The organism is Microcystis sp. M049S2, from assembly GCF_020245625.1.
Lineage (GTDB): Bacteria > Cyanobacteriota > Cyanobacteriia > Cyanobacteriales > Microcystaceae > Microcystis > Microcystis ichthyoblabe_A.
The window spans coordinates 21,582-33,747 of the sequence record NZ_JADBUN010000078.1 but is presented as its reverse complement, the minus strand read 5'-3'; the positions used below and the strand labels follow the sequence as shown (position 1 = coordinate 33,747).

The 12,166-nt window shown below is 43.6% G+C and carries 10 protein-coding genes and 1 pseudogene; 4 read left to right on the top strand and 7 right to left on the bottom strand.

All coding sequences use genetic code 11. From position 1 onward, the window contains the following. Positions 1-136: 136 nt before the first annotated feature. Positions 137-1,075: pseudogene (locus IM496_RS06615) on the bottom strand (RNA-guided endonuclease InsQ/TnpB family protein); the annotation flags it as partial. 114 nt (positions 1,076-1,189) lie between these two features. Here IM496_RS06615 and IM496_RS06610 point away from each other — a divergent pair. From IM496_RS06610 to IM496_RS06595, 4 genes are all read left to right on the top strand, one after another. Beyond that, entirely contained in the window at positions 1,190-1,564 is a 375-nt protein-coding gene (locus IM496_RS06610; protein WP_002758892.1) for a DUF433 domain-containing protein, read from the top strand. After that, positions 1,561-1,953, top strand: coding sequence for a DUF5615 family PIN-like protein (locus IM496_RS06605; RefSeq protein WP_002758893.1), 393 nt, complete (start codon positions 1,561-1,563; stop codon positions 1,951-1,953). The genes IM496_RS06610 and IM496_RS06605 overlap by 4 nt, the downstream gene beginning before the upstream one ends. Positions 1,954-2,047: 94 nt before the next feature. Further along, on the top strand, positions 2,048-2,284 hold the full coding sequence (locus tag IM496_RS06600; protein WP_104396433.1) for a hypothetical protein: 237 nt from the start codon (positions 2,048-2,050) through the stop codon (positions 2,282-2,284). Further along, entirely contained in the window at positions 2,281-2,709 is a 429-nt protein-coding gene (locus tag IM496_RS06595) for a type II toxin-antitoxin system VapC family toxin (RefSeq protein ID WP_287661589.1), read from the top strand. Before IM496_RS06600 ends, IM496_RS06595 begins: the two co-directional genes overlap by 4 nt. A 541-nt stretch (positions 2,710-3,250) precedes the next feature. Here the strand turns inward: IM496_RS06595 and IM496_RS06590 are convergent. From IM496_RS06590 to IM496_RS06565, 6 genes are all read right to left on the bottom strand, one after another. Then, a complete protein-coding gene (locus IM496_RS06590; RefSeq protein WP_002761524.1) occupies positions 3,251-4,546 on the bottom strand; it encodes a CO2 hydration protein in 1,296 nt (431 codons plus the stop codon). A gap of 274 nt (positions 4,547-4,820) precedes the next feature. Continuing rightward, a complete protein-coding gene (locus IM496_RS06585; RefSeq protein ID WP_287661588.1) occupies positions 4,821-6,371 on the bottom strand; it encodes an NADH-quinone oxidoreductase subunit M in 1,551 nt (516 codons plus the stop codon). Between the two features lie 78 nt (positions 6,372-6,449). Beyond that, the gene (locus IM496_RS06580) at positions 6,450-7,175 is read right to left on the bottom strand and encodes a carbonic anhydrase (RefSeq protein ID WP_287661587.1); all 726 of its coding nucleotides are present in this window, start codon (positions 7,173-7,175) and stop codon (positions 6,450-6,452) included. Between the two features lie 80 nt (positions 7,176-7,255). Then, positions 7,256-9,109, bottom strand: coding sequence for an NAD(P)H-quinone oxidoreductase subunit F (locus IM496_RS06575; RefSeq protein WP_194014149.1), 1,854 nt, complete (start codon positions 9,107-9,109; stop codon positions 7,256-7,258). Between the two features lie 46 nt (positions 9,110-9,155). Further along, positions 9,156-10,100, bottom strand: coding sequence for a LysR family transcriptional regulator (locus IM496_RS06570; protein ID WP_002733390.1), 945 nt, complete (start codon positions 10,098-10,100; stop codon positions 9,156-9,158). Positions 10,101-10,731: 631 nt separating this feature from the next. Beyond that, entirely contained in the window at positions 10,732-12,075 is a 1,344-nt protein-coding gene (locus tag IM496_RS06565) for a TldD/PmbA family protein (RefSeq protein ID WP_287661586.1), read from the bottom strand. Positions 12,076-12,166: the final 91 nt, after the last annotated feature.

Below are 12,166 nucleotides of genomic sequence, written 5' to 3'. Positions count from 1 at the left end.
GAGGTAGTCAGTTACCTAATTTTCAGGGAAAAAGTACCTGAATTTTACCCCTGATCCCTCCAATGGTCGGCACTTTTTGAGGTCAAAAAAGTCTAAAAGCCTTATCCAACAAGGTTTTTAGATTTATTCAGCAAGCCCTATCTATTTCGATGTAATTTCTGCCGTACCAACGGCATTTATAGGCTAATTGTCGGGTAATTTCTCCCCAGCTTGCATCAGATATTGCCTGAGATAATTTCGGGTTTTTGACCATATTCTTAACGGCTAAATTCTCAACCACAATCGTTTCGTTTTCACGAACTAATTGAGTGGTTAGCTTGTGTAAATGGTCTTTTCTGCTATCGGTGATTTGAGCGTGAATCTTGGCTACTTTGATTCTTGCTTTTTCCCGATTTTTTGACCCTTTCTGTTTTCTAGAAAGATTTTTCGATGCTCTTCGCAGTCTCCGATAATGTTTCTTAAAATGCTTAGGATTAGATACTTTATCGCCATCGCTGGTAATTACTAGGCTACTAATTCCTAAGTCAATTCCGATGGCTTTATCAGTTGGGGGTAATGGCTGGATTGTTGGGTCATCAAATCTTATTGAGATATGCCAGCGTCCTGAGGGATGTAATCTGACTGTTACCGTGCTTGGTTCACAGCTTTCTGGTATTTGTCTTGACCATCGAATAGGTAAAGGTTCTGTACATTTAGCTAAATAGATTTGTCTGTCTTTAAATTTAAAAGCAGATTTGGTAAATTCGGCACTTCCTCCTTGATGTTTTTTCTTAAAGTTAGGATACTTAGTACGACCAGCAAAGAAGTTAGTAAAAGCTGTTTGTAAATGTCTTAACCCTTGTTGTAAAGGTACACAGCTAACTTCGTTTAAAAACTCTAATTCTTCTTGTTTTTTCCAATCGGTTAGCATTGAAGAAGTTTCAGTATATCCTACTCTTTCTTGTCTTTCGTACCATGCTTGTGTTCGTTCGTGGAGAGCTTTATTGTAAACCAATCTTACACATCCCAAAGTGCGCCGCAATAGCGACTCTTGTTCTGGTGTCGGGTAAAATCGGTAAGAATAGGCTTTTTCCATGTCTCATATTTTAGCATATATTTCGTAAATGTGCTAATATTTAACAGCAAAGCCGCCGTAAAACGGCGGGGTTTCAGACCCAAATTTTCGATGAAATTCTAGAAGGTTATGAGTATGGTTCTGGTATCCAACGGGCAATCAGCTATTATTCGTACAGAGCGTGGATTGACAATCGCTGGTACGCGAATTACCCTTTATGATGTTATGGATTACCTAAAGGCTCAGTATCCCCCCAAGCTGATTCGTGAAAAACTTGGTCTTAATGATAGACAGATTGATTCAGCCCTAGCATACATTGAGACCCATTGTACTGAGGTTGAAGCCGAGTATCAAGAATGCTTGCAGACAGCGACAGAAATTCGTCAATACTGGGAAGAGCGAAATCGTGAGCGATTTGCCAAGATTGCGGCGATGCCCCCTAAGCCTGGTCAAGAAACCATTCGTGCGAAGCTTCAAGAGTGGAAAGCACGCATTGAATCTCAATCATGAACTTCCTGATTGACTACAACTTAACGGGCGATGTTGTTTTATTCTGGGGAACCCTCTCAGCAGAAGGATGGCTTGATCTTTTGCCCATCCGCTTCTTCACCTTTCAGGATGTTGGATTGCCGATGGATAGTAGTGATCGGGTTGTTTGGCAATTTGCTCAAAACACTCAGATGATTTTAATTACAGCAAATCGAAATATGAAAGGAATTGATTCGCTGGAACAAACCATACGTGAAGAAAATACACCCGCTTCCCTGCCAATTCTGACAATTGGAAACCCTGATCGCTTTGATGAAAGTAGCTATCGGCAAAGATGTGCTACCCGCTTGATTGAGATTTTATTTGATCTAGAAAACTATATGGGAGTCGGTCGAATTTTCATCCCATAAGACTGTTGTTGAAAAGTATGCTTCAGGTAGAACCTGGTAACGATAACGAGATGATGAGATAATCGTTATTAGGGTTTTATACAATTCCAAAGATATGACAAAGCTATTAGAAGAGGCGATCGCTCAAGTCAAACAACTCCCCGAATCGGAGCAAAATAAGATTGCCGCAATGCTCATAAAGCAGCTTGAATCCAGATCCCCAGGGTATGATTTTTGGGACGAGTTTGACCAAATCTTAGAAGAGTGTCAAATGAATACAGGAATTTCCGATTTGTCCTATCAGCACGATCATTACATTCACGGGCTACCCAAGCGAGAGCTAGAATCGTGAGGAAGGTTTTTGTTGATACGGCAGCCTGGATTGCCTTAATTAATGCTGATGATGTTTTTCATGAACAAGCCAAGCGTGTTAAGGCGAATCTTCAACAACAGAAATGTCAGCTTATAACAACAGATTTTGTTTTATTGGAAGTGGCTGATGCTCTGGTTTCGCCGAAAGTTCGCTCTCAAACAATTAGATTTATTAATCACCTCAACAATCTAATTGGTTTACAGATTATACCGCTCAATAAATCTCTTTTCGATGAGGGTTGGAAACTTTATAGTCAGCGTCTTGATAAAGATTGGGGGCTAACTGATTGTATTAGCTTTGTCATTATGCAGCAAGAAGTAATTACATTAGCCTTTACATCAGATCGGCATTTTGAACAAGCAGGGTTCACTCTACTGCTAAATCCTTCATACAGTGAACAGTGAACAGTTATCAGTGGAAAAAACTGCTATGGCGCTATTGAGAGGAATGATCTAAATTGAAGTTGAATTTTCTAATTCTAATGAAGTATTGGGAAATATAGAATGACCTCCTCTTCCTCTTGTGCCAATTGGCATATAATATCTCTAAATCGATGATTTAAAATTTAAGGTTGAAAAATTTATGTCCCAAGTTATTAGTACCCGACTTCCCGATCGCACAGCAGAACGACTCAAACAGTTAGCTCGCGAATGAGGAAAAACTCCTAGTGAAACCAGCGCAATTTTAATTGAGGAATCCCTCAGAGAAAGCGAGTTCCCCTATATTGAATTTCGCCAGTCTCCTACTGAGTCTTGACTGCTTCTGTATCTATCTTTCAGTTGCTCTGAACTTAGATGTTGGGCTAAGTAAGCTTTCTTGGGCATTTTATCTCCTCGTTTTTACTCGTTTTATTATAACAGGATTTGGTGTAACATTGGGTGTCGGTCATCTCATTATATTAAAAAAGGTGGGCTATAAACCCACCAGAAAAATAACCAAAAAACCTCAACGATAATTAGGACTTTGGATATCTCTAAGACGCGCTTCGGGGCGTTTAAATCTGTCCATTTGTGCCTCAAAGAATTGACGATTTTTCAGTAAATGTTTGGGATTAGGATCGTCGAGGGGATAGAGTAAAGCAGTGCGTAGAGCTTGAATAACTGCCGAAGTCACATTATACATTGATCGCTGGAAACTAATACCCAATTGAATCAAAATATCGTCTTCCCCCCGGCAGTTTTGCTGATAGTAATCAATCAGATATTGGGGTAAAAAATGATACATATCATCCATTAACAACGTCGGCGGAATTCCCGCAGTACCCACGGGGAAAACATCCGCATAAAGAATGCCATAGTGAAAGTCTTTTTGTTCGTCAGGAACCTGTTTTGCTTGGGCATTATAGGACTTTGTACCCCGGAAGGGAGCAGTACGATAAAAGACCGCTTCTACATAGGGTAAAGCCGCTTCATAAAGCCAAGTAAAAGCCTTTGATTTTGGGATAATTTCGTAGCATTGACCATCAATATAAACATGATGATAAATTGGCCGGCCGGCGATGGCAAAAATACCATTGACGAGGAAATTCATGGCATCAGGAACACCTTTAAACCCTCCTTCATCGTAGATATCGGACATCTCGAAAAATACCGGGGCCATCACTTCCCAGAATAGTCCTAAATTGGAGTAGTAGGACATCATCCGCACCTGTTCCAAGAACATATCGGGGAACAGGTCATAAAGTTTCATCATCACGGGGTTTTTCTTGAAATAGGCCTTAATAGCGCGGTCGGCATTTTGGCGATATTCTTCTGAATCAAGATAGGCATCAAATAAACCCCAACCCATATCGCGGCCATGCCATAACATGGCTTGCATACAGGCTTCGGCAAATTCCATATTAACGCGGTCATGCCAGAGGTGATGGATTAATCTGGGCATTTTTCTGGTTTTACCTTTATCCATGAATTCTAACAATTCAGGGTGAGCGGAACCCGTACCGCGCCAGATGCGTAAATCGGCATTATCGCCAGCGTAATGATTTTGTAGGTCTAGGTATTCTTGGGGCAGAAAATATTTAAAAAAGGGCAAAGGATCGAGGAAAACTCGTTCGGCAATATAGAGCAGATCTCGCCAATAAAAATCCATCGGCACGGCATAAGCTTTATAAATGCCGATAATTTGCATCAGGTTTTCGGGAGTATCCGGCAACATGGATCCACCCGCTTCTAAACGGTGGATAATGTCGGCGAATTCGTGAGTAGAAGGGGGAATTTTGGCTTTGATTAATGTCCCAGTCATAGTTTTAGGTAAAGTAATTAGCAGCGGTTACAATAATTCGGAAACAGCAAGGGATAACTAACTAGGGTCTGCTGAAAAAGTTTTTCGTGGGGGCAGGGTGTGGGGTGTGGGGTGTGGGGTGTAGGGTTTTACCCATTTTCAGACGGTCAATTACCTAATTTTCAGGAAAAAAGTCCCGGAATTTTCGCCCCGATCACTCTCGGCTGGCACTTTTTGAGGTCAAAAAAGTCTAAAAGTTTTATCCAACAAGGTTTTTAGATTTATTCAGCCAACCCTAACTATTACTCAAAAATTTACCCCGATTCAACCAGTTGGTTTTTGAGGACTTTTGCGGAGATTTTTTGAAGACAAAACTAGGTTTTGCTTCTCCCGATAAGCTGGCAACCATCGAGTTAGTGGTGGGTTCAATCCAACGGACTAAATAATTGGGTTGAATGCCTAAAAAGACGATTAATACCATTAGGACAAAAGCGGGGATAGTTTCCGATTTCAGGACTTTGGGATAGTAGGCAAGTTTATTATCCAATTTACCAAAACAGGTGCGATTAAGCAGGATAACAAAGTAAACCGCCGTTAAACCGGAAGCGATGATACAGAGAACCGTCTGCACGGGAAAACGGGAGAAACTACCCTGAAAAACGATAAATTCCGCCACAAATCCCACTAATCCGGGGATCCCAGCACTGGCCATACCGGCGAGAATTAACAGGGCGCTAACCAGGGGTAAACCGCGAATTGGGTTCATTAAACCGTTTAAAACGTCTAAATCTCTAGTTCCGGCTTTGCGTTCGACAATGCCCACCAGATAGAATAAGAGGGCGAGAATGAGACCATGGCTAATCATTTGCGCGACGGCACCAAGGACGCTTAAACCCGTGCCGGCGGCGGCTGCTACCAGTATATAGCCCATGTGACCGATGGAACTGTAGGCCACCATGCGTTTAATGTCTTTTTGGGCAATAGCGCTCAAAGCACCGTAAATAACGCTAATAACGCCGACAATTGCCAGTCCGGGGGCGATTAAAGACCAAGTTTCCGGGAATAATTGCAGACCAAAGCGAACTAAGCCATAAGTACCGAGTTTAGCGAGGATACCACCTAATAAAATGGCTGTAGCGGGGGAAGCTTCCGTGTAGGCATCCGGTAGCCAAGTATGGAGAGGTACGAGGGGGATTTTGATGCCAAATCCCACTAACAGCAGAGTTAAGAGCAATAATTGGGTTTTTTGGGAGAAATCGGCGGTGGAGAGGGAGGAGTAGTCAAAAGTACCACCGTTGAGGAAACCTATCCCTAAAAATGCCGCTAGGACTAATAACCCAGAGACAGCAGTGTAGAGAAGGAATTTAATCGAAGCATAGCCACGTTTTTCGCCTCCCCAGATAGCAATCATCAGATAAAAGGGGATTAATTCTAGTTCATAGAAAACGATGAACAGCAGCAGGTTTTTAGCCATTAATGCCCCAGAAACCCCGGCGTTAATCAGGAGGATTAGGATGTAATAAAGTCGGGGACGCTCTAGTTTTTCTTCGGTACTATAGATAGCTATTCCTGTCAAGAAACAGCTTAAAATAATTAACGGTAAGGACAAACCATCGACTCCGAGGTTATAACTTAAACCGATTGGTTTTGCCCATTCGCGGTATTCAGAAAATTGAAAGCCATTGCTGGTTAAGTTATATTGGGTCAGCAGATATAAAGACCACAAGAAGACGGCGGCAACAAAAAAGAGGGTAATTTGACGTAATTTTGCTGGCGCAAATTTATCGGGGAAAAGACCGACGATAATTGCTCCAATTATTGGCAACCAAAGCAGGGTACTGAGCATATTGGTATCGATCGAATGTACAATGACTGGGATGAGAAAAGGATTAGCCAACCAACACGATGACTAATCTAGAATTGACTAAATTAAACTCACTTTGCCGGTATCGAGATCGTAGTAGGCTCCAACAATTTTTAATTGTTTTTTATCTACTAAATCACCCATGACTGGGGACTTGCCTAATTTCTCTACTTGATAGATAACATTGGATTTAATGGCTCGCTCAAGTTTGTTAGAACCGGGTTGTTTTTCGGCCCGATCAACTCCCACCTGTAGGCCATCGATTAAACGACCGATTTGTCCGGGGAATCGACCCCCTTCAATGGTGGCTTTTACCGCTCCACAACGAGAATGGCCAAGGACAACAATTACCTTGGCTCCTAACACCAACGTGCCGAATTCGAGGCTACCAATTTCTTCGGAAGTGGCTAAATTTCCCGCTACCCGACAAACAAATAGATCTCCTAATCCGCGATCAAAAACGATTTCTGCCGGCACGCGAGAATCGGCACAGCCCAAAATTGCCGCAAAAGGGGCTTGACTTTCGGCCACTTCTGTGAGTCGAGCTTGATCGCGGTTAGGACTTTTTTTTCTTCGTTCCCAGAAACGTTGATTGCCTTCCATGAGCATAGTTAAGGCCTGGTCTGGGTTCAATCCTTGATTTTGAGCCGTTAGCCATGGCTGGGAATTAACAGCAGTTTGGGCGTTAGTTTTGGACAACTGAGAACCCAAAACAGTGGCGGCTAGACCGGTTCCCAAAAAACCACCCCCATAACGGATTAATTGGCGACGAGAGGTATTGAACATAGGTAATTGTTTCCATTAATCAGGACAAATCCTATTGTCAGGGCCGGGGATGCTAAAGAAAAGCCTAAGTTATCAAATCTTTAACTGAAAACTAGAGAAATTTGTGCTAGTAGGGGCCAGCAGATGATAATACCGATCAAAGCGACCCCCAAAATAATCGACAGAAAGTAAAATTGGGTTTGGCCCGAGACGTTATATTTCAAACTCTGACCACCAAAAACCGTGGCTAATCCCACCAGGTTAACGATCCCATCCACCAGAAAGGTATCGATCCAGTTAATAATTTGCGAGATTAATCCGACGACAAAAACGATGGTGACTTTATACAATTGGGCCGTATAAAGGTCGTTAGCAAAGAAATCTTGAAGGGCTTTCGGTTGAAAAACGATCGGTTTGGAGATATTTTCATTCAGATAAATATAGGCTGCCGGAATTACGCCCCCAGCAGTGGAAAGTACCAAGAGAAAAGCCACTCCCAGATTTAAGTTACTTGGTAATAAATGCCATTGCGCCAATAAAATCGGCAAATGAAGGGCGAAACCCATGGTCACAGTCATGGGGATAACTAAGGGCCAAAGAGCTTCCGGAGAGCGCAGGGTCATTGGTTTGATTTTACCGCCAAAGAAAACGCAAAATTCTCTAGTGACACTAAAGGCAGTTAAGGCATTGACCAACAATAGCACTAATAACAGTAAACCACTGACTTCTGCGAGGCGATCGCCCATGCGGGCTAAGGACCAAAAACCACCAAAGGGAGGCAGTGCGACTAAACTAGCGGCACCGACGAGATAACAAATACCAGAAACGGGACGACGGGACCATAAACCGCCGTATTGGCTTAAATCTTGGCTGATATTATTCCAAATGATGTTACCCACCACCATGACTAACAGGGACATAGCGATCGCGTAGGTAAAGAGTAACACTAAAGCGGTTTCCGTTTGTCCGGTGGCCACAGCGATAAAAATCAGCCCCATGTAGGCGCTGACGGAATAGGAGAGGGAGCGCTTAACATCGATCTGTGCGATCGCAATTAAACCGGCACCGATAGCGGTGACAGAGCCAACAATGATCATCACCTGTAAGGTTAAGGGCGATAATTGTAGCACCGGCTCTAATTTCACCAATAACCAAGCGCCGGTGGAAACGACGACGGTATTCCGCAGAATTGTCGCCGGCATCGGTCCTTCCATGGCCTCATCTAGCCATAAATGCAGGGGAAATTGAGCGCATTTGCCCATCGGACCGGCAATCAGGGCTAAACAGAGTAAATTAGCCACATTGGGGTTTAAATTGGCTGTGGCCGCCCATTCTGCCAATTGGTCAAAGTTCCAGGTTCCCGCCAGGGGTAAAAGGGCCACCACTCCCATCAACAGGATTAAATCGCCAATCCGTTTAGTCAGAAAAGCATCCCGCGCCCCGGTTACCACCAGAGATTGATTAAACCAGAAACCAATCAGTAGATAAGTGCCGAGGGTGAGAACTTCTAGCACACAATAGCTGAAAAATAGCGAATTACAGATAACTAGGGCGCACATACCCCCTTCAAAGAGGGCGACGAGAGAATAAAACCTTGCCCAACCCCAATCCATTTCTAGATAGGCGATCGCATATACCTGAGCGGCGAGGTTTAAGCCGGTAATTAGCAGTAACGCCCCGATATTAACGACCGAAATCTGCACATCTAAAGATATGCTTAAATCTGCGGCATTTAGCCAATTAAATGCTATAGATTGGGGCGGACGACCCCAAACGGCGAGCAAAGCAAAAAGGCTATGCAAAAAAGCCCAGCAGGTCATGATCAAGTTCAGATAACCAGCCGGTCGCGGGCCAGTTTGCCGGATAATACCGGGAGACCAGGGTAGGGCGAGAAGTGCGCCCGCAAAGGCATAAAGAGGTACCAACCAGATAGTCTGGCTGAAGGACTCGAACATATAACCACCTCAAGAAGAAAAATGATCCTGAATTAAAGTTTAAGGTTTAATGGGTCACTAATAGGCTGTGACCATTTTTTAACGGGGCATGAATCGGGATGGCTTGACTAGCTTCCAGCAGGTATTTTAAAAAAGCATCGGCAATCACGGAAAGTTGTTTTCCGGCCAGATAACAAACGTACCAATTGCGCTGAATCGGAAACTGTTCCACGTCGAGGATGGCTAATTCGCCGTTTTCCCCTTCCGAGATGAGAGTGTGCTTAGATAGTACCGATAGTCCCAAACCGCCAGAAATAGCCTGTTTGATGGCCTCGTTACTGCCTAATTCCAAACGCACCTTAACTTTAATATCGTGGAGATTAAATAATTTTTGTACCGCTTGGCGGGTTCCAGATCCCGATTCGCGCATAATAAAAGGTTGATGGTTGAGGCACTCAAGGGGCAGATTTTTCTGGCCCACCAATGGATGATCCCGTCGCGCCACCACCACTAGAGGATTTTCCAGAAAAGACTGAGAACAAAGTTCCACTTCTTCTGGCGGTTGACTGAGAATATAGAGGTCATCCTCGTTATTTAACATTCGCTCTTGCAGTTTCTGGTGATTAGTCACCTGTAGGGCGATGTCAATACCGGGATACTGTTGACAGAACGCCCCCAGTAATCGCGGTACAAAGTATTTAGCGGTAGTAATTACGCCTAAAGTCAGTTTTCCCTGTCTAGTTCCCTTAATATCGGCCACTTTCATCTGAAAGTTGTCCAATTTATTAAAAATCTCTTGACAGGTGAACAGTAATTCCTGACCCGCTTCGGTTAAAAATAAACGTTTGCCAATTTGCTCGAATAGCGGTAAACCCACAGCTTTTGTGAGTTGTTTGACTTGGGTTGAGACGGTAGGTTGAGTGATAAATAACTCCTCGGCCGCCTTGGTGAAGCTACTGTGTCGTGCGGTAGCCTCGAAAACCCTTAACTGGTGCAGGGTTGCCTGTATCAAGTTCCTATGCCCTCCTCAATAACAACTATTTGTTACGATAAATCCTAACGTTTTTATAGATTCTAGTCAATTAACTTTTTGATAAATATAGACTCTAATAGATATAAACGGCACTTAAGACCTTTTGTAGCTATCAGCTTTTTTCCCAGTCTCCTTTTTCAGCTTGTTGTCACCCCTTGAGGTTGTCGCCAGAATTTACTCGGGGTGAGGTGATGGGTAGGATAAACGATCTTTGTTGGAAGACCTGGGGACAATTTGCTTGAATACAGTACAGGTTATGGCTTTTTGTCAACGGGGAAGTCCAGAAATATAGACGAGGTAAGGGTTTTATTGTCCTGTTTCGCTCCCACAGGTGCAAGATTTTGAGAGAATCGTGGTTCAAAACCCTGCGTCTTCATCGGCCCGCGTACTGTAGGCGCGAAGCATTCGGGCAATAACCTATCGGTGAAACCGTAGATTTTCTATCCGAATGCTTCGCCCGTACTTTATTCAGCAAACCCTAATCAGTTTTTAATAACCAGATTTAGTATAATTTGCATAGTCAACAGCTTACCCACGACTATAAAATTAGCATCCATCTTGCGGGGGTATTACCCTGGTTAATACCCCCTATTTTTGGTCTGGTATAGTGTTAAGCTTCTCCTGTGATTGATAAACCCTCTACCCAAACGTAGGGACAAACACCACTAGGAGTAATAACTGCTTCCGGTTCCAGATAAACAATCGATTTCAGCAGTGTTAGAATATCTCCGGCTACGGTAGCGGAATCGATGCTAATGCGCTCATTTTTGTTCACTAACCAACCGTCAAACGGCAAAGAGAAGGAACCTTGTAGAGAATTAACTCCCGCATGAAGTGCCTGTAAACTATCAATTAAAACCACATTTTCTGCTGTTTCCAAAGAATATATCTTTGGTTGATTAGCACTAGCAAAAACGTGATAAAAATGGGGACTAACCGTTACTTTTGCCCCAATGTTACCGTTGCCAGTCGGTTCCGTATTCATCCGTTTAGCGGTAATCGTGCTATGGAGAAAATTACTCAAAATCCCCTCTTTAATTAATTCCACACGATGGGTGGGAGTACCTTCACTATCAAAAGTTTCTGCGGCAACATTAGCCGGATGGAGGGCATCATCGCACAAATTTAAGGCAGTGGCAGCGATTTGTGTTCCCAAAGATTCAGGAGTAGAAAGACTCTGTTTATCAAGGACATTTTGGGCATTAAACAGATTAGAAAATGCTCCGATTAGACTCAAAAAGGCGCGGGGGGCAAAAACCACCAAATATTTACCCGTGGTAATCGGTTGATAGTCTAGATGGCTAACAGTTTTGGTAATCGCTTCCTCGATGCAACCATCGATATCTAATTTTTCCAGGCCCGGACTCACCCGAAAAGCACCGGCGCTGCGGGGTTTTTTGCCTTCCTGTTCGGTTTTGGTGTATAAATACACACTGGCATAACTACGCGCTTCCTGACGCATTGCCCCGTCGCTATTGAGATAAAAACGTCTGACCTGCTGTTGTCCCAAACCGTTATAGGGAACACTGGCAATAGCCGGATGGGCCGTTAGTAGGGATTTTTCGGCGGCTAATAACTTATCGACGAGAGTGGATACAGGTGCTTGATTAGACATTTCGCTGGCCACTTCTGTGGTAGGTGCGGTGGCAGCGGGACTAAAATCGGGGACATTTTCCTTAACCCCAAAAAAGCTGGCTTCTTGGGCGGTTTTCAGGGCTAATTGCAGTCCCACCGGGTCCACATCGGTGGTAGAGGTGACACCGACTTGATTATCCCGATTCCAGACGCGAACGATAACGCTGGAACGATTGGAAGCTTGTACCTGTTTCGGTTCCCCTTGAAACACATCCACATCGGTTTCATCCACAGAAGAACCATAGATGTCGTATTTAGCAATTCCTAAAGCTTGGGCGCTAGAATTAGCGATTTGGGCGATATCTTCAACTTTTGGCATAGATTTTTTTTGGTGTTGGAGGATAGTGATAGGGAAGTGGGGGAATGGGGGAATGGGGAAATTTCAAATAAAATCCCAACATTCAACATCT